The sequence below is a fragment of the Arthrobacter sp. ov407 genome, assembly GCF_900102895.1.
In the GTDB taxonomy this organism is placed as follows: Bacteria; Actinomycetota; Actinomycetes; order Actinomycetales; family Micrococcaceae; genus Arthrobacter.
The window spans coordinates 104,574-128,363 of sequence record NZ_FNGD01000011.1 but is presented as its reverse complement, the minus strand read 5'-3'; the positions used below and the strand labels follow the sequence as shown (position 1 = coordinate 128,363).

At 64.1% G+C, this 23,790-nt stretch carries 31 protein-coding genes and 1 tRNA gene; 18 read left to right on the top strand and 14 right to left on the bottom strand.

Translation table 11 applies throughout. The annotated features are described in order from the left end of the window. Nucleotides 1-188 precede the first annotated feature (188 nt). On the top strand, nucleotides 189-707 hold the full coding sequence (locus BLS42_RS14975) for a hypothetical protein (protein ID WP_143019212.1): 519 nt from the start codon (nucleotides 189-191) through the stop codon (nucleotides 705-707). Between the two features lie 66 nt (nucleotides 708-773). Here BLS42_RS14975 and BLS42_RS14970 read toward each other — a convergent pair whose 3' ends face one another. The 3 genes from BLS42_RS14970 to BLS42_RS14960 are packed head-to-tail and all read right to left on the bottom strand — an operon-like array spanning nucleotide 774 to nucleotide 2,712. Further along, the gene (locus tag BLS42_RS14970) at nucleotides 774-1,151 is read right to left on the bottom strand and encodes a glyoxalase superfamily protein (protein WP_090582506.1); all 378 of its coding nucleotides are present in this window, start codon (nucleotides 1,149-1,151) and stop codon (nucleotides 774-776) included. Nucleotides 1,152-1,209: 58 nt separating this feature from the next. After that, a complete protein-coding gene (upp, locus tag BLS42_RS14965; protein WP_090582504.1) occupies nucleotides 1,210-1,845 on the bottom strand; it encodes a uracil phosphoribosyltransferase in 636 nt (211 codons plus the stop codon). A 12-nt stretch (nucleotides 1,846-1,857) separates the two neighbouring features. Next, nucleotides 1,858-2,712 (bottom strand): phosphatase PAP2 family protein, encoded by an 855-nt coding sequence (locus BLS42_RS14960; RefSeq protein WP_090582502.1) that lies wholly within the window; start codon nucleotides 2,710-2,712, stop codon nucleotides 1,858-1,860. A gap of 89 nt (nucleotides 2,713-2,801) precedes the next feature. Here BLS42_RS14960 and BLS42_RS14955 point away from each other — a divergent pair, with 89 nt between their 5' ends. After that, nucleotides 2,802-3,302: a nucleoside deaminase gene (locus BLS42_RS14955; RefSeq protein WP_090582500.1), complete on the top strand. Its 501-nt coding sequence runs from the start codon at nucleotides 2,802-2,804 to the stop codon at nucleotides 3,300-3,302. Nucleotides 3,303-3,312: 10 nt separating this feature from the next. Here the strand turns inward: BLS42_RS14955 and BLS42_RS14950 are convergent, their stop codons facing one another. Genes BLS42_RS14950 through BLS42_RS14935 form a run of 4 tightly spaced genes read right to left on the bottom strand, consistent with a single transcriptional unit; the run spans nucleotide 3,313 to nucleotide 7,285 of the window. Next, entirely contained in the window at nucleotides 3,313-4,596 is a 1,284-nt protein-coding gene (locus BLS42_RS14950; RefSeq protein WP_090582498.1) for a DNA glycosylase AlkZ-like family protein, read from the bottom strand. Nucleotides 4,597-4,600: 4 nt separating this feature from the next. Continuing rightward, a complete protein-coding gene (locus BLS42_RS14945) occupies nucleotides 4,601-5,809 on the bottom strand; it encodes a glycosyltransferase (protein WP_090582496.1) in 1,209 nt (402 codons plus the stop codon). A gap of 9 nt (nucleotides 5,810-5,818) precedes the next feature. Next, complete coding sequence (locus tag BLS42_RS14940) at nucleotides 5,819-6,217, bottom strand: 6-pyruvoyl trahydropterin synthase family protein (RefSeq protein WP_090582493.1); 399 nt, start codon at nucleotides 6,215-6,217, stop codon at nucleotides 5,819-5,821. A 3-nt stretch (nucleotides 6,218-6,220) separates the two neighbouring features. After that, nucleotides 6,221-7,285, bottom strand: coding sequence for a zinc-dependent alcohol dehydrogenase (locus BLS42_RS14935; RefSeq protein ID WP_090582491.1), 1,065 nt, complete (start codon nucleotides 7,283-7,285; stop codon nucleotides 6,221-6,223). A 127-nt stretch (nucleotides 7,286-7,412) separates the two neighbouring features. On the opposite strand from BLS42_RS14935, the gene BLS42_RS14930 reads away from it, so the two are divergent. The 5 genes from BLS42_RS14930 to BLS42_RS14905 all read left to right on the top strand — a co-directional run bounded on the left by BLS42_RS14930 (nucleotide 7,413) and on the right by BLS42_RS14905 (nucleotide 11,712). Further along, a tRNA-Ser gene (locus BLS42_RS14930) sits at nucleotides 7,413-7,502 on the top strand. A 1,119-nt stretch (nucleotides 7,503-8,621) separates the two neighbouring features. Further along, entirely contained in the window at nucleotides 8,622-9,482 is an 861-nt protein-coding gene (locus tag BLS42_RS14920; protein ID WP_090582487.1) for a hypothetical protein, read from the top strand. Then, nucleotides 9,482-9,943: a DUF4265 domain-containing protein gene (locus BLS42_RS14915; protein WP_090582485.1), complete on the top strand. Its 462-nt coding sequence runs from the start codon at nucleotides 9,482-9,484 to the stop codon at nucleotides 9,941-9,943. The genes BLS42_RS14920 and BLS42_RS14915 overlap by 1 nt, the downstream gene beginning before the upstream one ends. A gap of 600 nt (nucleotides 9,944-10,543) precedes the next feature. Beyond that, nucleotides 10,544-11,086, top strand: coding sequence for a hypothetical protein (locus BLS42_RS14910; protein ID WP_143019211.1), 543 nt, complete (start codon nucleotides 10,544-10,546; stop codon nucleotides 11,084-11,086). Then, complete coding sequence (locus BLS42_RS14905) at nucleotides 11,083-11,712, top strand: hypothetical protein (RefSeq protein ID WP_090582481.1); 630 nt, start codon at nucleotides 11,083-11,085, stop codon at nucleotides 11,710-11,712. The genes BLS42_RS14910 and BLS42_RS14905 overlap by 4 nt, the downstream gene beginning before the upstream one ends. A gap of 330 nt (nucleotides 11,713-12,042) precedes the next feature. Here the strand turns inward: BLS42_RS14905 and BLS42_RS14900 are convergent, their stop codons facing one another. Continuing rightward, nucleotides 12,043-12,327: a hypothetical protein gene (locus tag BLS42_RS14900; RefSeq protein ID WP_090582479.1), complete on the bottom strand. Its 285-nt coding sequence runs from the start codon at nucleotides 12,325-12,327 to the stop codon at nucleotides 12,043-12,045. Between the two features lie 333 nt (nucleotides 12,328-12,660). Then, nucleotides 12,661-12,831: a hypothetical protein gene (locus tag BLS42_RS20305; RefSeq protein ID WP_176803450.1), complete on the bottom strand. Its 171-nt coding sequence runs from the start codon at nucleotides 12,829-12,831 to the stop codon at nucleotides 12,661-12,663. A gap of 177 nt (nucleotides 12,832-13,008) precedes the next feature. Here BLS42_RS20305 and BLS42_RS14890 point away from each other — a divergent pair, with 177 nt between their 5' ends. The 3 genes from BLS42_RS14890 to BLS42_RS20030 are packed head-to-tail and all read left to right on the top strand — an operon-like array spanning nucleotide 13,009 to nucleotide 14,159. After that, nucleotides 13,009-13,395, top strand: coding sequence for a hypothetical protein (locus BLS42_RS14890; RefSeq protein WP_090582475.1), 387 nt, complete (start codon nucleotides 13,009-13,011; stop codon nucleotides 13,393-13,395). A gap of 49 nt (nucleotides 13,396-13,444) precedes the next feature. Next, complete coding sequence (locus BLS42_RS14885) at nucleotides 13,445-13,960, top strand: hypothetical protein (protein WP_143019210.1); 516 nt, start codon at nucleotides 13,445-13,447, stop codon at nucleotides 13,958-13,960. Between the two features lie 13 nt (nucleotides 13,961-13,973). After that, on the top strand, nucleotides 13,974-14,159 hold the full coding sequence (locus BLS42_RS20030; protein ID WP_143019209.1) for a hypothetical protein: 186 nt from the start codon (nucleotides 13,974-13,976) through the stop codon (nucleotides 14,157-14,159). A 623-nt stretch (nucleotides 14,160-14,782) separates the two neighbouring features. Here the strand turns inward: BLS42_RS20030 and BLS42_RS14870 are convergent. Next, the gene (locus BLS42_RS14870) at nucleotides 14,783-15,064 is read right to left on the bottom strand and encodes a hypothetical protein (RefSeq protein WP_090582468.1); all 282 of its coding nucleotides are present in this window, start codon (nucleotides 15,062-15,064) and stop codon (nucleotides 14,783-14,785) included. 992 nt (nucleotides 15,065-16,056) lie between these two features. Here BLS42_RS14870 and BLS42_RS14860 point away from each other — a divergent pair. The 3 genes from BLS42_RS14860 (at nucleotide 16,057) to BLS42_RS14850 (ending at nucleotide 17,732) form a co-directional block, all read left to right on the top strand. Continuing rightward, a complete protein-coding gene (locus tag BLS42_RS14860) occupies nucleotides 16,057-16,308 on the top strand; it encodes a hypothetical protein (protein ID WP_090582464.1) in 252 nt (83 codons plus the stop codon). 201 nt (nucleotides 16,309-16,509) lie between these two features. Continuing rightward, nucleotides 16,510-17,094 (top strand): dihydrofolate reductase family protein, encoded by a 585-nt coding sequence (locus BLS42_RS14855; RefSeq protein WP_218122118.1) that lies wholly within the window; start codon nucleotides 16,510-16,512, stop codon nucleotides 17,092-17,094. A 122-nt stretch (nucleotides 17,095-17,216) separates the two neighbouring features. Continuing rightward, nucleotides 17,217-17,732 carry an RES family NAD+ phosphorylase gene (locus BLS42_RS14850; RefSeq protein WP_256336489.1) on the top strand — a complete coding sequence of 172 codons (516 nt, stop codon included), beginning with the start codon at nucleotides 17,217-17,219 and terminating at the stop codon, nucleotides 17,730-17,732. 705 nt (nucleotides 17,733-18,437) lie between these two features. Here the strand turns inward: BLS42_RS14850 and BLS42_RS14845 are convergent. After that, nucleotides 18,438-18,686, bottom strand: a complete 249-nt coding sequence (locus tag BLS42_RS14845) for a hypothetical protein (protein ID WP_090582460.1) — start codon at nucleotides 18,684-18,686, stop codon at nucleotides 18,438-18,440. A 424-nt stretch (nucleotides 18,687-19,110) separates the two neighbouring features. Here BLS42_RS14845 and BLS42_RS14840 point away from each other — a divergent pair, with 424 nt between their 5' ends. Further along, nucleotides 19,111-19,377: a GlsB/YeaQ/YmgE family stress response membrane protein gene (locus tag BLS42_RS14840; protein ID WP_090582458.1), complete on the top strand. Its 267-nt coding sequence runs from the start codon at nucleotides 19,111-19,113 to the stop codon at nucleotides 19,375-19,377. Between the two features lie 234 nt (nucleotides 19,378-19,611). Next, nucleotides 19,612-20,037, top strand: a complete 426-nt coding sequence (locus tag BLS42_RS14835) for a VOC family protein (protein WP_090582456.1) — start codon at nucleotides 19,612-19,614, stop codon at nucleotides 20,035-20,037. A gap of 125 nt (nucleotides 20,038-20,162) precedes the next feature. Here BLS42_RS14835 and BLS42_RS14830 read toward each other — a convergent pair whose 3' ends face one another. The 3 genes from BLS42_RS14830 to BLS42_RS14820 form a co-directional block, all read right to left on the bottom strand. After that, nucleotides 20,163-20,558 (bottom strand): hypothetical protein, encoded by a 396-nt coding sequence (locus BLS42_RS14830; RefSeq protein WP_143019208.1) that lies wholly within the window; start codon nucleotides 20,556-20,558, stop codon nucleotides 20,163-20,165. A gap of 297 nt (nucleotides 20,559-20,855) precedes the next feature. Then, on the bottom strand, nucleotides 20,856-21,560 hold the full coding sequence (locus BLS42_RS14825; RefSeq protein ID WP_090582452.1) for a class I SAM-dependent methyltransferase: 705 nt from the start codon (nucleotides 21,558-21,560) through the stop codon (nucleotides 20,856-20,858). Between the two features lie 105 nt (nucleotides 21,561-21,665). Continuing rightward, nucleotides 21,666-21,956, bottom strand: a complete 291-nt coding sequence (locus BLS42_RS14820; protein WP_090582450.1) for a hypothetical protein — start codon at nucleotides 21,954-21,956, stop codon at nucleotides 21,666-21,668. A 632-nt stretch (nucleotides 21,957-22,588) separates the two neighbouring features. Here BLS42_RS14820 and BLS42_RS14815 point away from each other — a divergent pair. The 3 genes from BLS42_RS14815 to BLS42_RS20295 all read left to right on the top strand — a co-directional run bounded on the left by BLS42_RS14815 (nucleotide 22,589) and on the right by BLS42_RS20295 (nucleotide 23,743). Then, nucleotides 22,589-22,834, top strand: coding sequence for a hypothetical protein (locus BLS42_RS14815; protein ID WP_090582448.1), 246 nt, complete (start codon nucleotides 22,589-22,591; stop codon nucleotides 22,832-22,834). Then, complete coding sequence (locus BLS42_RS20300; RefSeq protein ID WP_176803448.1) at nucleotides 22,821-22,961, top strand: hypothetical protein; 141 nt, start codon at nucleotides 22,821-22,823, stop codon at nucleotides 22,959-22,961. Before BLS42_RS14815 ends, BLS42_RS20300 begins: the two co-directional genes overlap by 14 nt. 164 nt (nucleotides 22,962-23,125) lie before the next feature. Next, nucleotides 23,126-23,743, top strand: coding sequence for a DUF4232 domain-containing protein (locus tag BLS42_RS20295; protein WP_256336487.1), 618 nt, complete (start codon nucleotides 23,126-23,128; stop codon nucleotides 23,741-23,743). The last annotated feature ends 47 nt before the right edge of the window (nucleotides 23,744-23,790 follow it).

The following is a 23,790-nucleotide window of genomic DNA, read 5'->3' as shown; positions in this document are numbered from 1 at the left end:
TTCCGGCCGCACAGGAAGGCCTCGCAATTCCTAGACCAAAAGGGCAGCTCAATCCGTTGATCCTCAGGTACCTTAAGGCCAGCGACTCCGCCCCTGCAGAGGCCAGAGGCCTCGGCAGACCCAAACCGGTCGAGCCGGCAGCCCGGCGGGAGGGGGTGCCCCTCCTCGGCGCTGATCAGGTCTACGTGATGAAGCACGGGCGGGAGTACCACACGGCCTGGTGCCAGGTCGTGGCCGACAAATGGGGCTACGCACCCAGAGGACTGCTCGTGACCCTGTTGGCCGACGTCGGCACTCGGACCCCGTGCCGGGAATGCGGCCGGCCGTTGAACGCAGCCGGAGAGTCCTCCGCCCGGGGCGACCCAGGGCACGCCCTGCCCGCCCCGGCACCCCCGCCCGACGTAATCCCGCTGAGCGTCGTTGGCCTCGCCCATGGAATCCTCTTCCTGGCGGCGGGCCCGGAGTATCGGGAACGGCTTAGGGAGACCGCGGTGGAGCCGGCGACCCCGCTGCTCGTGGGAGGGCAGCGGGACGGGATGGTGGTGCGGATCGAAGCCGCCCGCGACGAACCCCTCCGGGTTATCCAGCTGGACCCCCGTGCCTCGTTCCGGAACGGCCCGTACCAGGTGCACCTGCGTCGTCCACTGCTGCGGTCCGCCACCAAACCCTATGCCGTGGAGTCCGTTGAACCGGTGCCGCAAGCATAGATCTCCGGAAGACTCTGTCGACTCACGCCTGCGCGGGGCGAAGCCGGACCCTGCAGTCGGGGTGGATCAGCCGTTAGGCCGGTGGGGGATGTACTGCACGGCCCATTTGTTGCCGTCGGGGTCGGCGAAGTGGACGAAGTGCCCCCAGTCCTGGACGTCGACGTCGCTGACGTCCACGCCGTTGTCCTTGAGCTGCTTGTGCGCGGCCTGGATGTCGCTGACCACAAGCTGCAGGCTTGGAGCCGTACCGGGCGGGGCGTCGTTGAGGCCCTCGCCGATGGCAATCGAACAGCCGGAGCCCGGCGGGGTCAGCTGCACGAACCGGATGCCGTCCATGGGCCGCTCGTCGTAGTCGGCGTTGAAGCCCACCTTGTTGACATAGAAATCCTTGGCCCGGTCCACATCGGACACCGGCACAAACACGAGTTCAAGTTTCCAATCCATGGCGCACACGCTAGCGCGGACTGCGGCAATGCGGAAGGGACCCCCGGCGGAACTGGCCCTAGCCGGCGATGCCGTACAGGCGGTCTCCGGCGTCGCCCAGGCCGGGCACGATGTAGGACTTCTCGTTGAGCTTCTCGTCGATCGAGGCCAGGACGATCGTCACGTTGGCGTCGGACAGCTCTTCCTCCAGCTTGGCCAGGCCCTCCGGGGCGGCAAGGAGGCAGATGCAAGTGACATCGGAGGCGCCGCGCTTGAAGAGGAACTTGATGGCCTCGCGCAGGGTTCCGCCCGTGGCCAGCATGGGATCGAGGACGAAGATCTGCCGGTCCGTGAGGTCCTCCGGGAGGCGCTCGGCGTACGTGATGATGTCCAGGGTCTCTTCGTCGCGGGCCATGCCCAGGAAGCCGACCTCGGCGGTGGGAACCAGCTTGGTCATGCCCTCGAGCATGCCGAGCCCGGCCCGGAGAATCGGGACCACGAGGGGGGTCGGCTTGGTGAAGGCGGTGCCGACGGTGGTGCTGACAGGCGTCTCGATGGTCACCGGTTCGGTGCGGACGTCACGCGTGGCTTCGTAGGCCAGGAGCGTGACAAGCTCCTCGGTGAGCTGGCGGAAGACCGGGGACGGGGTGTTCTTGTCCCGCAGAACGGTGAGCTTATGGGCGACCAGCGGGTGGTCCACAACGAGAGTGCGCATGGGTCAAAACTATCATCCGGATGCTGCGGACCGTCCCGCGGGGCCGGGGGTATCGGCGTCGTTCGCGTCGGTCTGAGCCGTGCCGTCGGCAGCGCCGCCGGCGGCGCCGTCATGGAGATGGGCGGGATGCTCGAAGGTCGGCGCGTCGCCGGCGTGTTCCCGGTGCCGCAGCGCATGGAAGAACCGGTGGGCCAGGATCACAATCCCCACCCAGGCCAGCCCAATGACCCACCCGACAATCACGTCGGTCAACCAGTGATGGCCCAGATAGACCCGACTGAGGCCCATTGCGACGATAAAGATCACACCCGCGGCGATCAGGCCGATCCGGGCGCTGGTCCGTTTGATCTGCAGGCAGGCCAGGTACACCACGAGGGCAATCACCACCGTGGTGTTCAGCGTGTGACCGCTCGGGAACGACGGCGAAGTCTCGTAGGGCGGCACGGCGTCGGCATGGTCCGGGCGGACACGGCCGATCATTTTCTTGCCCAGGGTTGTGGCAGTCACAGACACGGCGGCGGCGCCGCCGATCAGGATCAGAGGCCGCCAGCTGCGGGAGGTGTAGATCAGCAGTGCCGTCAAGATGCTGCCCAGGATGGGCATCCCGATGCCGCCGCCGATGTTGGTGAACCCGGTGACAAATGCGTCCAGGCCGGGGCTGCGCAACTGCTCCATGAACGCCAGTGCCGGCTTGTCCAGGTTCGCGAGGCCGGCGTCGTCCACAACGTTGTCGTAGACCTCTGCAGTCACCAGCGCCAGAACCACCACCACCACGCCGCCGATCAGCATGGTGATCCACAGGGCCGCGTAGGGCACCACCCATTTGCCCCAGCGCCGCGTCAGCCAGTTCTCTGTTGCGGTGGTCACGGCCGTCTCCCGACTACTTGACGAATTAACTACATGGGCTGCACAGCCGAGCTGAACAGCATGCTTAGGATCGAAACTATCATTGACCCATGACTGCCCCTGAGCCCCGCCATGCCCAATGGATGAGCCTTGCCCTGGCCGAGGCCCGGAATGCCCTGGCCACCGCGGACGTGCCGATCGGCGCCGTCGTGATCGGACCGGACGGTTCCGTGCTGGGCACCGGGCGAAACGAACGCGAGGCACTGGGGGACCCGACAGCCCATGCCGAGATGGTCGCCATCCGGGAGGCCGCCGCGCGCTTGCGGGCGCACCGGGCCCAGGAAGGCAAGGGCGACGACGGCTGGCGGCTGGAGGACTGCACCCTGGTGGTGACGCTGGAACCTTGTGCGATGTGCGCGGGAGCGATCGTCCTCGCCAGGATTCCGCGGGTGGTTTTCGGTGCCTGGGATGAGAAGGCCGGCGCCGCGGGGTCCGTGTTCGACATCCTCCGCGAGCGCCGGCTCAACCACTGGGTGGAAGTCGTTGCAGGCGTCCGGGAGCAAGAGTGCGCTGCACTGCTGCGGGACTTCTTCGCCGGGCACCGCGCCTGATCCGTTCCGGCTAGCCAGCCGTACCGGCGATTGATGACGCTGCGGAGGCCGCGAGACCATCGATCCGCTTCTGCCGGGAGGCCGGAGAGTCCAGGCTGAAGGCCCGGAAATCACCGAGGTCCTCGCGGATCCAGGCTTCCACCTCGGCGATTCGCTGCGTGACGGCGGGCGTGGGGCCATGGAACAGCCAGGGCACGATCCGCTCTTTGGCCGGATCGTACTGCCAGAGCCCGATGATCCGGCCGCGGTCCAGGATCGGGTGGTCCGGGAGATCCGCCTGCAACGCGAGCGACCCCAGGGCCGGTTTGTCCCGGTCTTCCTCCGCGAGCAGATCCGCCGCGTTGCGGCGCAGCAGGAACAGGGAGTCCGTTCCGGCGAGCAGCTGGATCTGTTCGCCCGCGGGCTCCTCGAACGCGGCGAGGCGGCCCACGTCCTCGGGCAGCATCCACAGCGCGTCGCCCCCGGCCTCGGTCAGCGCGGTGGGCACCTCGACGGCGGCGACGGCGGCCAGCGCCGCCTTGGTTTGCGCCACGGTGAACCCTGTGAACCACTGCGATTGCTTGAAGGTGGCTCCCCCGGTCCAGCCCAGGTAGCGGCGGATCAGCTCGGTGCGCACGGCGTCGTCGTCGATGCCGCTGGGCGCCAGGCCCCACGGCTCGTATGCGTAGCGCTGCTGGTCCAGGCGGCCATTGGCCGGGACGCGGCGGATCCGGCCCTGCGCCTGCAGGATCCCCAGGGCGGTGGGCAGCGTGGTGGTGGCGCCCTTCTTCTTGCCTTCCTCCCCCAGGTTGCGAACTGAATCGCCTAGTTCGTCCTTGAGCTGCCGCGGATCCATCGGCCCCTCCGCCTCGGTGAGCACGTGCAGCACCTGCTCCTCCAGGAGCGTGATTTCGCCGCGGTCCACGCCCAGCCGGCCGAGCACCCGGATGGCTTCGGCGCCGTCCTTGCCCAGCTTTAGCGCCCAGGCGAAGTCGGCCCGGCCCACGACGTAGGTGCAGCCGCGGGCGACGGGAAGTTCGAGGACCCGGTGGGCGAGGACGTCTGTGTCCACCTGTTCGCGGCGGATGCCGGCGCGGGCGAAGAGCGTGAGGTACGGGTTGGCGCCGCCCACGGATCGGGCCCAGCCCGCCCGGGCGAAGACTTGCTCCGCCGTGCAGCCGGCCAGCGAGCCGTCCAGGCCCTGCCGGTGCCAGGCCCACGCCCGGAGCCGCTCCGGGGTCAGGCTCTGCGGCTCCGGCAGATTGACGGGCTCTTCTACCGACGGCAATTGCGTGGCGACAGGGTGGGTGCTCATGGGCTCATTCTCCAACAGCTTGTCCGGGAGCGGAACGAACCCGCGCCGCCGATGTCCCGATTTTGCCGGTTTCCGGGGATTCCGGCGAGACCGGCGATTCCGTCGGGAGGAACTCCACAACGGTCCGGGCGGTGGCGTCCCAGCCGGGCAACCGGCCCCGGGCGTCCGCCGCCGCGTCCCGCCAGCGTTCCCTGAGGCCGGGGTGGCCCAGCCAGCCACGGAGCAGGTCCGCCAGGGGCGCGGGGTCCGTCCCGAGCTCGACGGCGGCACCCGGCAGCGGCATGTCCGGCACCGGCATGTCCGGCACCGGCATGTCCGGCCCCGGCGAGCCGGGTAGGTTGCCGGCGCCGAGCGCCTCGACGGCTCCGGTGCCCGCACGCACCACCACGGGAATGCCGCGGGCCAGCGATTCGGTGACCACCAGGCCGTAGGTTTCGGCCCGGGAAATCAGCAGGCTGAGATCGGCCGCGTCCCATTCGGCCTCCAGTGCCGGGCCCCGAAGTTCGCCCGGAATGCTGACCCGCCCGGTCAGGCCCAGCCGTTCCACGGAGTCCCGGAGCTGGGCGGCATAGGCAGGGTGGGCGGTGTCGGAGCCGATGAGGGACGCCGTCCAGGGCAGGTCCGCGAGCCGGGCGAGCGCGTCCAGCAGAAGCGACTGGTCCTTGTTCTCCAGCAGTGCCGCCACGGCGATGATGTGGGGCACGCCGGAGCCGCCGGACAGACTGCCTGCCGCCAACGGGGCGGGTGCAGTGCCGGGCAGGGCCACCCTGACGCCGTCGAGCCCGTGCCTGGCGCGGATGCCCGCCGCGGCCGAACTGCTCGTGCAGATGACACCGGCCGCGGCCTGCAGGGCCCTGCGTTCGCGCTCCGCGTGGTCCGGCAAAGGCATGTGCAGCAAGATCCAGACCTGCTGCCCCGCGGCGGCGGCCGCCTCCAGTTCGTCGGGCGCACCGCAGGCGAGGAGGCTGTCGACCAACGTCACGGAACCAGTCGGGGAACCCGGGTTTGCGGGCGCCTGCTGCAGCAGCCCGGCCAGGCGCCGCCGGTCCCCCGCGCTGCCGCCCGGCCAGTCGCCGTCGAGCGGGCAGGTTTCCACCTCGGCGCCGAGGGCCGCCAGTTCCCGTGCGAGCGCTGCGTTGTAGACATTCCCTCCGGAGTTGTGCCGGACGTTGCCGGGCACCACAAGCCGGATGCAAAGGCTGGCCGGTGGCATCTGGGGCGCCTAGCGGGCGTCGAAGTCCAGCGAGTAACTGGCCCAGGCGTCAGGGGTCTCACGCAGGGTGACGTCCAGCCCGGCGAGTTCGCGCCCGTCCGTGCCCACGCGAATCTGGCCGGCGACGGCGTCGGCGATGTACCGGGCCAGGGCCTCGGTGGTGCTCAGCTTGCCGGCGAAGTCGGGGTGCTCGTCGAGGTTTTTGTAGTTCAGCCCCTCGAGAACCCCGTCCAGCACGTCCCCCGCCGCGCCGATGTCCAGCACAATTGCGTCGTCATTGAGCTCACGACGACGGAAGGTCATCTCCGTGACAAATGTTGCACCGTGCAGGCCCTGGGCGGGGCCGAAAGCTTCGCGCGGAAGGCTGTGGGCGATCATGAAGTTACGGCGGACGGTCAGGCTGAACACGGGCTACCTCGTGGCTTCGGTTGACTGGACTTCGGTGGATTTTGCTTCGGTGGATGAGACTTTGGCGGACGGGTATTCAATGACGTGGCACAGGGCGTCCAGGGTTCCGTCGGCGAGCCGCTGGACGACGCCGGGGAGCTCCTCGAACGTCGAGGATCCGGTCAGAAAGACGTCAAAGACCGGGTCCTGCAGCAGGGACACGGCGAGCGCGAGGCGCTCGGCGTTGGTGCGGCGGTGCCGGCGGGCGCGGGCCACCATCCCCACCTGGCTGGCGCGGATGGACAGGCGGCGGGCATGGAAGTCCTCCCCCAGCGGTAGGGAGATCTTCCGGTCGGCGTACCAGGACATTTCGATGATGTCGCCGTCGTCGCCCACCAGCTGCAGGCTCCGCTGCAGGCCTTCCTGCGAGGCCGAGCAGTGGATCACGATGTCGCAGTCCGGGAGGGCGTCGTCGGGGTGGCTGAAGTCGACGCCGAGTGCGTCCGCGAACGCGCGCTTGGCGGGGTCGACGTCGATCAGTTGCAGCCGCGCCAGCGGAAAGCCGGCCAGGAGCTTGGCCACCATGCCGCCGACGAGTCCGGCCCCGATCACGGCAACCCTGTCGCCTAGTCGGGGTCCCGCCTCCCAGAGGCCGTTGATGGCGGTTTCCACGGTGCCGGTGAGAACTGCGCGGCGGGCGGGGACGCCGTCGGGAATCACAGTGAGTGATTCGACCGGGACGATGAAGCGGTCCTGGTGCGGGTAGAGGCAGAAGACGGTCTTGCCGGCCCAGCCTTCCGGACCGTCCTCGACCACGCCGACGGTGAGGTAGCCGAATTTCACCGGGTACGGGAAGTCCCCATCTTGGTTAGGGGCGGCCATGGCGTCGGCGACGCACGCCGGGACGCTGGCGTGATGGACCACCAGCTCGGTGCCCTTGCTGATGCCCGAATACAAGGTCCGGACGAGCGCCTCGCCGGGGCCGGGTACGGACAGGTCCTCGCTGCGGAGCTCGCCCTGTTCCGGGCCGACGGTCCAATAGGCGGTGGCGTGCCGAACAGATGCGGCGTGCTGTTCTGAAATAGTCATTGTGCTTACGAATCTAGTGCCCACTTTGTTCGTGGGGAAGCGTGCCGCGCGCGTTCGCGCCGTCATGAGGGCGCCGCTGAGGCTCGTTTTGTGGATGGGCGCCTTGCTCCGGTACCCTAGTCAGGTTGGTGACGTGTCCGAGCGGCCGAAGGTGCAACACTCGAAATGTTGTTTGGTGTAAAAGCCAACGTGGGTTCAAATCCCACCGTCACCGCCAAAGAAAACCCCCGGGAAACCGGGGGTTTTCTGCATTCTCAGAACCTTCGTGGTGCATTTTTGGTGCATGTTTCGAGAAATTGCTGCCGCGACGGGATGCCAATGCACGCGCATGAGCCGTGGCGACTGTCCCGGCGGCGGCGCCAAGATCCTTCATCTCAGAGATGGAAGCTCCATCTGGGCCAGCCTCGTCACGGCTTCGGGAGTCACCCGGCCCCGTTCCTTGTCCAAGGCCACCCTCAACTGCGCGGCGAGAATGTTGCGGCGCACATGCAGGGCCATTTCTCTCCGTGACGCCGGATCGCTCCGGAGCTTCCCGTCAGGCGGTCTCAACGTGACGAAGGGTGACGGCAACCGCGGCGGTGTCAGCTTCGCCAGACGTACTACCGCCTCCGGCGTCTGACGTCCCCGGACCTCGTCCAAGGTGATCCGAAGTTGGGCCACCAGGATTCCCCTCCGTATACGCAGAATGGTTTCCTTCCTGGACGCTCGGGCTTCCTGATTCACATCAGACATTGCCTCGCCCCTCTCAGTCGGCTGCATTCATCATCTCCGAGAGGTTCACAACAACTAAGGGCCTCGAGTCACTGGGGCGGACGATGGACCCGATCTGAGCAGACGGGGGCCAACGGTCGCCGCAAGGAAGCGCATTGGGCTAGAACCCAGATTGTCAGCCTAAGGTTTCTTAGGGGTGAAGACCGCAGGTATTCCGAGTTCTAGCAGGGTCTACGGTTTTTCCTAGAACCTGCTAGAACTTGGTAGAGCTTCCCGGATCACCACTCAGTGCGGCTCGTTAGGAGTGGCGTCTGATGGCCACAACAACTTGTTATCGAGACGACCCGCCACTCCCCTTGCTCAGTCGATAAAGTTGAAGGACCAGCAGCACCGGACGGGGAAGGTCGCAATGGGTGATATCAGCGAACGCAGAGTGTCGAAAGAGACGGCCGCCGAACAAGCTGACCGCGTCTTGACCCCTGAGCAGAGACGCGTACAGGGCACGCCGCGAAGCTGACAGCAAAAGCGAAGCGCACGGCTACGATCGGTGCCATGAGCACGCTTCATGAGCGCTGGACTGCCTCGGCGACCGCCGTCTTCAACTAATGCCGGGGGACTACTCGAGATGACATTCACGCTCGAAGATACCCGCGAGGGCGTCGACCTAGTGGTGACAGGCGACTGGTCCCAGGACGCCCGGGAATGCCTGCTGGACGGTCGCGCCGATGGGCTCGTCCTCAATTACGCAAAAGGCTTCCACGAGAGGGACCTCCAGTTCGTGCGCGGGCTTCCTATCCGGCGTCTCAACCTGCTCGCACGAACACTGACGGATTTGTCGCCCGTATATTCGCTGGGCGATCACCTCGTGTCGTTGCGCGTGCAATCCGACCCCAGCTCCGTGATCGAACTCGAACGGTTGCCTCTGCTGCGGGGTTTGTCGGCGGACTGGCACCAGGTCCAGGGCTCAATCCTGTTTGCCCCACACTTGGAGCAGCTGGTTCTCGGCCACTACTCGGAGGCGGACTTCCGGCCGTTGGCGTCGTTGCCGTCCCTGGCCAGCGTGGTCATGACCGCCTATCCACGGGTCCGGTCCCTCGACGGGATCGAGGACCTGCCCTGGCTGGCGGAGCTCGGCATTCATCTCGCAAAAAATCTAGAGGACATCACGGCCTTGGAACGGTCCTCATCCCCCGTGTTGGAGATCTTGGAGCTCTCTTCGTGCCGGAAGGTCGTGGACCTCGCCCCCGTGGCCTCGTGCCCGTCGCTGCGGATCTTCGAGTTCAGCGAATGCGGGGACGTACCAACCCTGGCCCCGCTTGCCGGCCTGACCCGTCTGGAGCAGCTGCATCTATACGGGACGACCAGGGTTGTCGACGGCGACCTGCACCCGATTGCCCAGCTGCCGCGCCTTGAAGAACTCAGAATGAAAAGCCGGCAAAGCTATTGCCCTTCGGTCAAAGAGATACAGCAAGTGATCGCTCCGTGATGACCAAGATCGCAACTCATCCGAACCCGGTGCGCCGACCAACGCCGAGTTTCATGCTGCGCGCCGTGGTCGATGACGTCGGGGGCGGGGATAGTTTCGAGCAACTCTGGACCGAGCGAGTGGGCGAAGATCGCTTCGAGCTTTCTTGCATCCCGTTCTTCGCCTATGACATGGCTCTCGGTGACGTTGTGCGCGCCGAGGCTGCGACCGGCTACGTGATCCAATCTGTTGTGGAGCGATCGGGCAACGGCGTTGTGAGGGTCGCCGTCAAGCGAGCCGAGGACGTCAATGCGGCGCACCTGCGGCTCCATGACCTACTCGGCCGGTTGGAGTACCTGTGCGAGTGGTTCGCGCCGGGTTATGTGGCCATCAGTCTTGAGCCGGGGCGGTCACACGAAGAGTTGTACGTCGGACTCGCCGAGCTGGGCGAGAGCGTGGAGATCGAACGGATTCTGATCTAGACGGTGGACCCGGTACCAAACATGCTCGTTGCTACGGCAGGAGCGTGAGGTCCCCGAGGCCGGTCAGAGCCAATGCCAAACGTCCCTGGCCAGCCAAAAAAGGAAGGTGACGAAGGCGAAGGGCAGCAGCAAGTACAGCACCCATATACCGTGCATCTTGCGCTTCGCCATGCTTGCTCCCGTCCGATACCGGTGAGTGTACTGCCTGCGTCGATTAGCGGGTACGTTCGACGTCTCAATGCGAGCTGGCTCTCTGACATGTGCGGCCGTCGACAGCACACCCTTAGAGCCCGCTGCCGCCCTTCCACTCCTCCGCCGTCACGCGCTTGATGTTGGCTGACTGTGCCCAGCCCCTTTTTCGGTATCTTCCGATCGAGCTCCGAAAAGACCCATGTGAGTGAGCAGCCTGCGCTATTGCCTAATTTCTTGAGCTCAATGATGATCAGGTAACGCTGATCTGAGCGTAAATTCGCTCGCTGAGGAGCACGTAGCATTGGGGGCCCGCGTGAGTGTGTGTTGGTATAGCGGAATCATGGCCAGATTGTTCGATCGGTGATGGGCGCTCTCCCTCGATCGCAAAGCCTACGGTCGGGGCTCGCAATGTTGATCGCCCTTGAGATGCTTTTGGCTATTGCCATCGCAGTTGCCGCGACTTTGTCCTTCTCCCGGGGAAGTTGGGCTGCGATCCCGTTCATCATCTTGGTGGGCATTGGTGCGGTGAGGACGTTCCGGAGCATCGTAACGAGGATAAAAACCATCAACTATGTTTCGAGCGGACGGCTGTCGGTAGTCAAAACACTGTCGATGTTCGAGACGCTTATTCGCCTGGAGCACGTGGCTCCGCAAGCGGCATTGCACCGGTGCTATGACGCGATGGACAAGGAGAACGGCTATGACAGCCGATCCCTGGCAGACGGGTCGGTGCGCGGAGTGATGTCGAAGACGTTTGTCCGCAAACACCCCCCCTCCTCAATCTCCGTCGTGGATGGTGGGCTCCAAGTGCGTTTCGAGCTAGAGGGCGGTGGCGCCATATGGGCTGACGGCGGCAGATTCGAACGTGAAGCCAGACGCATCTGGCAGTCTGTTCACAACGGACAGACGTGTGTGCACCACCACTCGCGCCCGGGGGGAAGCAGACGATGAGCGGAATCGACGATCTCATACACGGTCCCGACGACCGTTGGACCACCGCCACGCGACGAGCCGAGGGCATTGCAGACCTGGGCCTCGGCAGAGCCCTCAAAAGGTATTACACGATATATTTGCCGGTCGGCGTGATCCCCTTAGTCGCTGCGGGGACCGCCCTCGGAATCTTCGCCCTCGGAGGCGCCACGACGGACTGGCCGACGCTTCTCGGATTAGGATTCATCCTTGCATTCCTGGGTGGTGTCATCGGCGGACTCTTTTACAACGCGAAGAAAGTCGTGCCTGCGGCGAAGTCGGGCAGGGTCGACGTGCTGCTCTCACTGGAGGACGAAGAGCGAAAGGGCATCCGGCGCCAGATTCTCGGGAAGAGCTCCGTCGATCCCGATCACCTTGTCGTTTCTCGGGCCGCGGCCGTGCAACTGCGAAAGAACCTCGCCACACAGCTCATCTGGATGTCAGTGCTCCCGCTTGTATTCATTCCCCAGGTCATACGCGGAGCCGGGTTCCTCTCATGGCTCATGGCGGCTGGCGTGCTTGTCATGGTGATCGGGTCGATGTTTGGTGTCCGGGACTTCCAGCGGGCTGGAAGCTACCTTGACCGCACGGCAGAGCCGGCTCTATGAGGAACCGATGGATAAGGCTATGGGTGGGGACATTTGTCATACCAGTCCTCGGCTTCGTCGTCGGCTATATTCTGGGCGGACTTCCGACCGCACTCCAAGCTCTTGCCATTTCGGCTATTCCCGTCCTGATCCTGCATGCGAACAGATGGGCGGGGGACGGGCCCACCAAAGGCACCAAGGCTGCCGACGAAGACGCTCGCGGCTCTGACGGCAGTGCGCGATAGTCATGTTTGCTGCGGGTACTGTGAACTGCGCGGGCAGAGCCAGCACCGCCAGGAGGCTCCGGACCAATATGCGAAATGAGGCGATCGCACGCACCTTCGGCACACCCTAGAGCCCGCTGCTGCCCTTCCACTCCTCTGGCGTCATGCGCTTAATGCTGGCTGACTGCGCCCAGCCCAGGTGGTACTTGCCGGAGGAATCCAGCCAGTCAATCAGGCCGTAGCTGTGGGACCAGGCCACAGCCTTACCGTAGATCCCGTTGACGCACACGAGGGGGCGCCCGTATATCGGGAAGTCCCGAATCGGCGAGCTGTCATCCATGGGGCGAACCTTGTCGGCGTCCAGGCGCGCGACCATCCGGTCTATGTCCTCGGGAGAGCCTGCCTTGATCACGCCTCAATTTTAGAACGAATCCCGGAGGCTTATCGAACATACGTTCTCCACAGGCTTTTCCACATGTGAACATGTCTTCGATTTGTAGCATCGCCGCGGCCGAAATCGTACCTAATAAATGCAGGCGAAAAACGAGGGCTCATCGCCCGGGACCTAAGGGATCATCCCAGCCGCGACCAAAGTGATCAAGCCGGCTGGTAGGTACATCGTGTAGTAAGCCTTCAGCGCACGGTCCAGACCCAGGTCGGCGACGCTCTGGGCTCTTCGCGTGGCCGTGGCCCAACGGTCATCAGGCTTTTGGCATGAGGCCGTCGACCCCGTTCATCATCCCTCCTACTCGCGCGAGGGTGGGACTTTCACAGCCCGACGGTACAGCCAGAGGCCCAGTACCAGGAAGGCCAGGTCCAAGGCCATGACGAACCAGACGAAGACCGTTGCAGAGCGGCCCTCCATCAGCACTGACCATGCCGTGTTGGCCAGCAACATCAAGGCCAGGATGCTCATAAAAATGGCCTGCACCTTCGTCGGTTGCTTCCACTTCCTGACGCCCATGCCCTGATACTAACGGCTGGCCCAAGGGGTTCACCGCGCAGCGGGCAAAGCCGGGCCGGGCTTTTCGTAGATCCCTGGGCCGGAACGGGTTAGGGTGACGGCAATAGTCGGCTATCGGATAGGGGACCCATGAAGATCTGGCGTTCGATGATGAAATTGCCGCAGCCAATCAAGGGCTGCGTCGTGGTCTACCTGATCGTTTTCGCAGTGGCCTTCGCATCCGTCCCTCTCCTGGCGTTCGCCGGGCAGGAACAGCCAGCTAGCGTGGTGCCGTGGACGTTCGGTGCCCTCGGCCTGGCTGCGGCTCTACTTGGACTGATGCTGGCGTTTGACGTCCGGGGATCTGCACGCGCTTACGCTGCGATGGCGAAGGACTACAAGCCCATGGGAGTGGATTATTCCAAGTCTCTGTTCTCGAAGCCGTTGTTCATCCGATTCTTCGGCGGCATGTTCGTTCTCATAGGGGTCGTCGGGTTCGCGGTGGGTGCGTTGTCCTTCGCTTCACAGGCGTCATGATCGCGGATTCCGGGAGCAGATGGCGAGGACTGGTGCGACGCACGCCTCTGTGGATACTCGTGCTCGTCATCGCTTCCGCATATACGCTGGCCTGCAACTGGGCATACGCCTCCTTCGGGGCAAGGAGGTCGGCTCAGAAGATGTCGCCATTTACGGCGCCTTCGGCGTGGCAATCGGCACCTTCACCGTGTGGATGGCTGTCCGCGCCGCAGCCAAGGATCGGGCCCTCCCTCCCGGCTCGCCCACGGCAACGAACCTCAAGAAGGCCATCTCCACCGGACAGCTGCCGGAGCACGCCTCCGCGGAACTGTGGGAACCGGAGCTGATCACCATGCTCATCGAGGAGCGGCGCATGGCCTGGATCGGGTCCGTGTTTTTTGGCCTTGCGACCGTGCTGGGAGTCTTCGTCATTTTCGAGCCCGGCGAGAACCCCTGGCTCGGAGTGGTTTGCAGTGTCGTGTTCCTCGGCTGGGCTGTCGGCTTCCCGCTGTGGGTCCGGCGCCGCCGGCCACGGATCCAGAAGCTCCTCGACCAGTTCCCGGAGGAAGAGTCATTGTGGCGATAACAGGGGCGGTCCCTTGAATCCCCGACAGCTGGGCATGTTCCTTCTGTGCGTGGGCGCTTTGAACGCCCTCATCGGCACCATCATGGCCCTCCAGATCCCACCAGAGCGCATCGGTATCTCGCCATACGTGCTCGCCCTCAGCGGCCTCATCTTGATGTTCGGCGGGTACTACACCGGGACGCGCAAGGACTGGAAGTAGCGAGGCGACGGAAATCGGCCCAGACCCACGGCTCGCTTACAGAGGTCCGGATCAGCTGTCCCTGATGCCTCCGGTGCCACTCTTTCGATGCTTGAGGAGTCTTGAACCGATAAACCCCAGAAGAGCAAGACAGAGAATGATCGCCCCAGCATTGATCACCTTCGCAGTCGTAGTGGCAGCCTCGGTGAAAACAGATATGAGGACGACAAGCGTGATGATGAGCGCAGCCGCCTGGATTTGAAGGGAGCGCCGGCTGCTGCTCATTCTCGGTCTACGGTTCGCCACGGTGGTCCCGCTCATTGGCGTACACGTAGAGCCCGGCAGCGGCAGTAGTCACCACCGCGATGATGAGCACTAGCCAGTTCGACTGTGCCACACCGAGGTAAATGCCGAGGGCCAAACAAACGACAGCGGCTATGCCATACAGGAGACCTAGACTTCTGCCGCGCTCTCGATTCGTCCAGACCTGCCCTTTTTTCGGAAACATCCTAGCTCCAATCGGAAGTTATGACCCCGTGCTCACGCCAGGGCCCTGGCGACGTCGAGAGGGTTCATTGCCGGTCATGGCGCCAGCCTAGCGAGATGTAGCGCTGGCACCTGGTGGCCGTTCTCATAAACGATGGCTATTCAAGCGGGTGGTTGGGCAATCGCTCGGGATGCTTGGGGTCTTTGCCGCGTTCGCGCCAATATTCGTCCCGTTGCCACAACGAAAACCGGGTCACCCAGAACAGGAAGATTATGGTCCCGACGGCAAGGACTGCCAGCTTGACCCAGACCCACGGCTCGGCGTCGATTGGCAGGAAGTTCAGCGTGATCATGGCCAAAGCTAAAGCCCCGCCATAGTAAGTAAGGCGACGAAGCCAGCGTTTCACTTCAGGGCTTGCGCCGCCGTCGGGTTCTCTCATGGCTCAGGGTAACGACTGAACCTCCCGGCGGTAAGGGCTCGCTCTCATAAATGATGGCTTGCTGAGTGCCAGCCTGACGGCCAGCAGCGGGCGGCCCTCCAGTCCTGAGGGAGGCACCTAAGACCGGGGCATGCCCGCGCCACCGTCGCCTTTTCGGCGGAGACGCAAGGCCCACCGAACTGGGAGCGTCACTCCGACGACCATCGCTACTCGTTGAGGGCTCGCATTCTCCGCCGGTACCAGCGCTGTTCAAAGACTATGAACAACCCCAGAACAGCGATGTTGACGCCACAAATGACCACTGCAGTGTCCAAGGACGCCCTCCATGCCCCGTAGTCCGGGTGCCCGAATCTGACCTCTCCTGACAACAGCTGAATGTGGCCTTGCACGTTACTCAGCATCCACCCCAGGCCCGCCGCCAGGGGTCCCGCAACGAACAAGTTCAATAGCCCGTGGAGCCAACGTGCGCTGCGTTGGTCGCGTGAAAGTCCGGAATTAGACACCGTTTCTATCGACATTGCTATTCCCCCAAATGGCCCCGGCGCTACAGCGGACACGCTGCTGGCACCCGATAACTATCGGCGAATCGTCGCATACGCGTTCCATTAATCACCGAAAGCGTGCGGCTTGGATCATCGGCCTCCGGACGGCGGGCAGCAGGCATGCCCCGAGCAATCGAGCGCAAGGGAGCGGATCACTTCCGCGAAAATCCGGGGTTTTTCAGCACGGGGTCATAAGCATCTGCGGACCCTCCGGAATCCGGTCATTATGTTGTGGATTGACTGCGCACTCTCGGGCGAAGAAGCGGCCAGCAGCCTGGTGGGTGTCAGGACGATCCGCCGGTATTGGAACCTGCGCCGACAGGGTTTTGCCGGCGGGTGCCGCGGGAGGATGGGCCCAGCTCCCGCGAGCCTAACGTCGCCTTATACTCCCGGACTAGGTCCGAAGCGCCCCCCTTGTGCAATGGCGGAACGCCATGCAAGAGTGCGCCCATGAATGAATCCGCTGCTAAGGTCGCGCGCAAACTCAGCACAATTCCAGTTCGTGTGTCTCGCCAAATGACCGCCACCGAGTATCAGGTTCGCGTGGCCGAGGTCCTCAACCTTTTTGACATAGAAGCAGTGGGTGACGAAACGGGGGTGCATTACGGAGGCGAGGGCATTGCGCTGGAAGATCAGCCTCTACTCGCGGCCATTCGCGTACTCATTGGAAGGCGATTCGGCGTCCCGGATGATCTACAGTAGCCCGACAGTAGGTGTCCTTCGGATCTAATGTCGCGTTCCCTGATCTTGGTCCGGACGAAGGGTGTGAGAGACCGTCGGCGACCAGCGGCAGGAGGCATTGGCGAGGATGCCATCACCTGCTACGATCCCCAGAATCCCCACACGACCGCATGCAAGTCGCAATCACTCAGGAGGTTCGCGGTGTCGGACACCACCTGCCACATGTCGATCTCGCTGGATGGCTTCGTCGCCGGGCCGGACCAGAGCCGCGAGAACCCTCTGGGCAAGCGGGGGCTGGAGCTGCACGGCTGGCACATCGGCGACCCGCGAGCCAACGATGCCGACAAGGTCGCGAACGAGTGGCTTATGCGCCCGCGGGGCGCGTATGTGATGGGTCGGAACATGTTCGGCCCGATCCGCGGGGATTGGGATGAGGAATGGGCCGGGTGGTGGGGAGCCGAACCGCCGTACCACGCGCCGGTATTCGTGCTGACCCATCACGGGCATGACCCGATCCAGATGGACGGCGGGACGACCTTCCACTTCGTCACCGAGGGCTTCGACGCGGCCTACTCCGCAGCGTGCCAGGCCGCCGGGGACAACGGCGTGGACATCGCCGGTGGGGCCTCGACCGTCCGACAGGCACTGATCGCCGGCGTGATCGACGAGCTCACCCTCGACATCGCACCGGTCCTGCTCGGTGCGGGCGAGCGCATCTTCGACGGGGTTGAATCCTTCGGCTTCGAACCGGCCGAGGTGCTTCACTCACCGCTGGCCACCCACATCCGCTACCGCCGCGTCAGTTAACTCCGTAGGCGCTGCCGGCCTCCCGCGCAGCAGGACGGTCATTTGCCATAATCGATCGGTCATCGGATGTGGAAGAGTGCTGTCTTTAGACAGAGTGAACTCGCAGGGACGGGGAGAGCGTAATGGCGCAGCGAGACCAACCAGCTATCGGCGGCGACGATCCGCTGATGCGTACTTTTACAGGTTCGTTCTTTCGGGCAGTTGATCCGGCCTACCGTGACGTCGCGCTTGGTGGATCCCGGTCCGCCGGCCGGTATTCCCCTCCGGATGTGCCAACGCTGTACCTCAGCGCTTCGCTGGATGGTGTCGCCGCTGCGATGGTCGCCCACACTGACAATCGCACTCCCGACCTTCGGGTGCTGCGGTTCGAAGTAAATGCCGACAGGATCGTTGATCTTCGTGACCATGCGGCCCTGACATCAGTTGGAATTGATCCCGCGGATGCCGCAGCTGACTGGCAGGAAACCGTTGCCGCCGGAGGCTCACCCTCATCATGGCGAGTTCGAGAAGCTCTGGAGCGTCTAGGGGCGCACGGCTTGATCGACCCCTCACGCAAGCAGCCCCACCTGTGGCATCTGACGCTCTTTGATTGGAATACTCCGGGCGCTCCCACAGTCCTTGAAGTCCCCACGCCGTGAACCCTCCTTGAGGGCCAGATTGCTCTAGGTGGTCCAATGGTTGGCATAGAGGAATACTGGCTTGCGCGTCAGCGAGATGCACTATCTTCTCCGTCTCCCGCACCAAACGACGCGCCTCTGCGGCGTAACGGGACCGTCTACCTCCTGCCCCGCTGAGGCTTCACCCGGCAGGAACCCGAACGGATCGGACGGCACCTCATCGAGGAGCCACACTGGGCTTCAACAGCATCCGTACGTCCCGTGGCCAGGATCTCCGTGGCCCCGAGCGACTTCTCCTTCCCGGACAAGGTGCGCGAACACGACGCGGCGGAGATCGATGCCAAATCAACCCTCGACCCATATGGATACCCCTGGCTGTGACCTATCGAGAAGCGCCCGGTAGGACCCACCAAGTTTGTCTGCAGGATCTAAACAGCCCTAAAACCGCCCTGGGAGTCAGGCCGATAGGGAAGCCCGGGAGCCTATTGCTCCCGCCGATGCCGTGACGTTGCCTTCTTCTTGGATCGCTTGTCCTCGGCACGGTCGCGGTAATACAGGAAGGTAAGGAAGGCCGCCATCAGGATAATCGCAGCCACGCCTATTCCTGCGATCAACAGAAGAACGTCTCCGGAAACCTCGGGCGTGTCCAGGGACGCCATTGGGTTCATAGTTTATTGCAACTCCGAAACCTCTACAGGCACAAGCGGTTTCTGATTGGGGCTTTGGCTACGTGGGCAGGAACCCCGGCAGCCGGTCGCCCCACCGGATGCCGCGTAGGTTCTTCGGGCAGCGCCGGTACTCTTCGATGTCCCATTCGGAGTCGGTAACGCGACGGACGTTCCTGCAAGGGATCCAAGCCCAGTGCGCCTGGTCGCCGTCATCGGCCCAGGACACGAGGACGTAGGAGGGGTTCCAGCGTTCGGCCACAGCGTAGTCGTCAACCGTGGCGCCGTCGGCCAGCGGCAGGGTGGCCATGGCCTTTGGGTAGTTCCCGTTTTCCCACGAGCGGCCTCCTCCGCTGGGTGCCCGGGATCTGGCCGCAGGTACTCCAAGGTGGACCCGGCGAGGATGGATGATGCCATGGCCCCATGATGGCGGGAAAAACGCCCCCGCACGGGCCGGGGTCGGCCAGGGTGCGGGGGCGTCTTTAGGTGGTTCTCCGGCTTGGGGGTACCGGACGAACTGGATAAACATATGTTGGCCAAATGCGCAAGTCAAACGATAGCGTTCCACCACTTGGAGGTGAGGTCCCTCGGTGTCCGCCGGAGGTGGCACCTGACGGGGCATCACGGACGAACACCGCCCCCCCGGGCGCCGGGTCTTGCATACTGCTAGGCATGCTGATTAAATCCTGTTGCGGTCGCATTCCGCGACCGGCCTAGTGAAAGGAAGTGCAGTCATGGGGATTCTGGGATTCCTCCTTCTTGGGCTTATCGCGGGAGCCATCGCCAAGGCGGTCCTGCCCGGCCGGCAGGGTGGCGGCTGGGTGATCACTCTCGTTGTGGGCGTCGTGGGCGCCATCCTCGGCGGCTGGATAGGTTCGTTGATCTTCGGCGGTGGCCTCGCTGATTTCTTCGATCTGCGGACCTGGCTCCTCTCCATCCTCGGCGCCATCATTGTGCTCCTGATCTATGGCGCCGTGGCCGGCCGGAGAAGCAGGGTATAAAGGCCGCCGGCCCACATCTGCCCTCTGAGGCGTTCGGCGTTTTTTGGCTACAGGGCTGCGGGGCGGCCGGATAAGAACCCGGCAACGTACGGGGGCCGCTCCCCACCCGCCGAAAACCGACGGCAGGACCACCGGACACGACGAGCTGGACGATCCACACGCCTCCGTCGCTGATGGCGGCATGCGGCCGCGGGCCGATGGCATAGTTGTTGCATCCGAACGGAAGGCGGTCCTGTGTCCTACCCATTCCAGGTGACCTTTGACTGCCACGATATCGAGACAATGACTCGGTTTTGGGCGGTGGCCCTCAGCTACAGCCTCCAGGAGCCGCCCAAGGGATTTTCGAGCTGGGCGGAATTTGCCACGAACGAAGGCATCCCGGAGGAGCTGTGGCGTGGCGCTGTCATTGACCCGTCCGGCAAGGGCCCCCGCCTGTTCTTCCAGCCGGTTCCCGAGGGGAAGACGGCGAAGAACCGGGTACATCTGGACATCAATGTCAGCGAGGGTTCCGGGTCGAAGGCGGACGGACGCCGCCTGGCCCTTGCCCACGCCGAGCGCTGCGTGGAGGCCGGGGGCACGCTCGCCAGGGTGTTCGACGGCGACGACGCCTGGCACATTGCGATGATCGACCCGGAAGGGAACGAATTCTGCATTCAGTGACTATTCCCGGGTAACTTGCCCTGCGGGCAGGTCCGCCCCGGGTCTCCTACCCGGAATGGCCCACCGAACAGACGTTTCGCGTGATTCGCAGCGGTGGGCCGCCGGTGTCTCGTCTGCCCACAGACTTATGCTCCCAGCAAGGCGGCCAGGCTGGGCACGGGAAGGAACGGCATGTACTCATCCCACCCGAGGAATAACGAAAACAGCACATGGATGAGCGGGGCCGCTAAAGCGGCAAGGATGAGGTAGAGAATGGTGCGCTTCCGTGTCATGTTGAAGACGAGGGGCGGCAACACGACGGTTATTAGCGCCGGAACCGGATAGTAGATCCACCATGGCAGGCCGAATAGCAGCCCGTACTTTCCGAACAACATGCCGGCAACGACAACGATCAGCGACACGGCGATGACAGCCGGGATCCGGCGCCGAAAGGCAACCCGTCCGAGTATTAGGAGAAGGAGAAGGACAAACTCAACGAGAGAGGCCGCGATCATGACCGGAAAATGCCACTCGTTATTCACTTAACTCCCTTTGTCGGCGGCGATCCGCCCCTTGGCGCCGTCCAACCCCGAAGGGCTGGCATAACTCTCGCATGCCTTCTTACCGGTTTGCCGCATCAACGCCACTTGCGCGGGCCGGCAACGGGGGCAGGCCTCGGCTGGTTGCGCGCAAGTTCCAGTGCCGCGGAAGCCGGTCCCCCACCGCAACACTCTTGAGTCGCTCCCCCGACGCGGAAAATCTCATACAGTGTGGATCGCAGCGATAATTGGCGTCCCAACGTACTACACGGCTCTTGCTCTGACGTCCCTCCTCTACCCTTAGCCGGCTTCGAGGACGAAGAAGATGAAGGACAGGAACGCTGTCCTCTCGCCGGTGAGGATGCGCGGCGGAAGGAGTTCGTGCGGTGTGTCTGGAGATGGCTTTGGTTCGCTCACGGTGGCTACGCGGTATCCCGCCGACGTGAAGGCGCTGATCATCGCATGAAGTGGTCGGTGCCAGAAGGTCAGGACCGCAGGCTCGCCATCGAACTCGTAATCCTCCGAGTACTGCCGGATGGCGAAGTAGTCCTCGGTTGGTTGGGTGACCACGCTGACCGTGGGGTGGTTGACCGACAGGATCAGGCGACCGCCCGGCTTCAGCACGCGCCGCAGTTCGGCAAGTGGTGCTGACCAGTCCTCCAAATAGTGCAGGACCAAGGACGAGACAACGTCGTCGAAGGAGCCATCGGCGAAAGGGAGCGGCTTGCTGAGGTCGGCCACGTACAGGTCCGCGGTCGCGCCCAGTCGCTGTCTTGCCAATTCGAGCATCGCAGGACTGGAATCGACGCCGGTCATGATCGCGCCTTTCGCGCTCAGTGCCGCGGACAGGGGCCCGGAGCCGCACCCTGCGTCCAGGACCCGGTGGCCGTTGACGTCGCCGGCGAGGGCAATCATCGCCGGCCGCTCGTAGTAGGCGTTGAGGAGGCTGGACTCGTTCTCCGCCGAGTAGCTCTCGGCGAAACTGTCATAGTGGTCGGCTTTCACGGATCCTCGCTCTCGGGAGAACGCTCATGGTCAGGACGGTCGGCTCGATCCTAACGACCGGGAAACACCTCGCGGTTCGCGGCACCTGAAATGGTTGCAAGGCGGTCAGTGTGAGGGCGCAGGCCAGCTCTGCCGCTGTGCGGACTGTACACGGACGGGAAGGGCGTCGATCTTAACCAAGGCCCGATACGCCGCCACGATGAGCAGGATGAACCCAACAAAGCCAGTGATCACCCCGAGAACGGCCAGGCCAATTAACACAGCAACTAATCCGCCGTCGTTGTTTGAAGCGCCAGTCAACCTAGCGAAAGTTGCCCCAACGAAGGTGAGCAATGGGCCACCAAAGAACAAAGAAATACCTGCCACGAAGACGCCGGCTGAACGCTTTAACTCCATAATTCCCCCTATCAAGCACGAATGACTCCGCAAGGCTACAGCCCCATAATCGGCGTTACTCACCGTGACCCGATTAGTTGAGTCAAAACGACCCACAGCATGGCAAGAGTCGACAAGATTTGTTCGACGCCGGGATGCCGGCCCATCATCTCCGCGTCGCTAAGGACGACACATGCAGGCGAGGCAGACAAGGCCGCTGCACATCAACCGCAGCGAGGCCAAAGATGACACGACGTGCGGGGTCCTTCAAGTAGCCCAATATCCGATAGAGCTAGGAGAATCCGCCTCTCATTGGTCATTGCCGGACTTGAACCGCGCCGGGCACGCTTCGCTGCTATCGGGCAGATCGGGGCGAATACATGGCCCGGATCCGCCCTGATCTGCCCGCGACGCAGCAACCTGCCCCACAAGCCAGGCCCGCACGGTAGGAAAGTCAACGGTGTTCGTGAAGGCCGGAACCGCTCGGGTGGGCGAGGCCGGCAGCGCGCAGGGACTCACACCCGCGCCCCTAGCGTATGGACGCCTGCACAACAGAGCTGGAGCGCCTCATTCACTTGACCATTGAGGCAACAGCCCATTTCACGGTTAGCTGGATCACATCCTCGTTTGCCCGTAACCGTTCAGGAATCGTCATGACATTGCAAAATAACCGGTCCTCGAGCCGCGCCACAGACTGGGACGACGTCGAGATCGGCGACGCCGTCCACCTCCGCCGGGGCGGCCGCCTCGAGCACGCGGGCCGGGTGGACAACCGCACCGCCGACGGCGCCGTCGTGTGGGTGGTGTCCAAGGTCGGACACCGGAAGCTGTTCCATGTCGCCGACGGCTTCGAACTGAGCGTGGCAGACCCCGAAGGAGCCCACCATGCTGACAACTGACCGCCAGGCCGCCGTGATGCAGCAACCGAACCCCGGATCCGGCATCGCAACCGGGATAAACTCCTGGGCCGCCAATGCCTCCTGCCCGGATGACTGCCACTACTGCTCCGGCCCCGAAACCGACTAGCGGCAACGGCTCCCCTGCGCCGCGGCCCCAGGGGTCCGTAACAGGAGTTGACCTCGGCCGATGCCCCGGAAATCACAATCCGGGCATCAATCAGGCTCCGCCGCCGTGGCATCGTTGACTAAGGCAACGGCGGGCACAATGGTTGAGCCATGAGGTCTCAGCGAATGAAGCACGCACTGGTTGTGACAACGGCTGCCGCGGCGGCCCTCCTGCTCAGCGGCTGCGGGGGCAGCTCGGCGCAGACCCAGTCGGTCACGTCCCCACCCACACCGTCGGCCAGCGAAACCAGCCAGCCCGCAACTTCCGGTGCCGCAACGGCATCCTCCGCGGCAGCCGCAACCTCGCAGGTGGCCCCGGCAGGCCCCGCACTGTGCAAGGCCGGAAGCCTGACTGCCACCACCGACTCCACGGGCGGCGGCGCGGCAGGCAGCGTTTACATGCAGCTGATCGTGACCAACTCCGGCACCGAACCGTGCCTGCTGAAGGGCTATGCGGGCGTCTCCCTCACCGCCGGGGCCAACGGCGCGCCAATCGGTGCCCCCGCCACCCGCGACGACTCGACTCCGGTCACCGCGGTCCTGCTCGCCCCGGGCAAGGCCGGCGCCGCCACACTGCGCTACACCCAGGCCGCCAACTACCCGGACTGCAAGCGGACGCCGGCCGCAGGATTCCGGGTTTACCCGCCCGAGGACACCGCCTCCTTGTTCGTCGCGCAGCCTCGGGACGCCTGCACCAACACGGAGATCCACCTGCTGACCATCGGAGCTTTCCAGCCCAAGTAACACTGGGCCCGCCGTCTCTGCTCCCGCCTGCCACGGACCGACTGGGC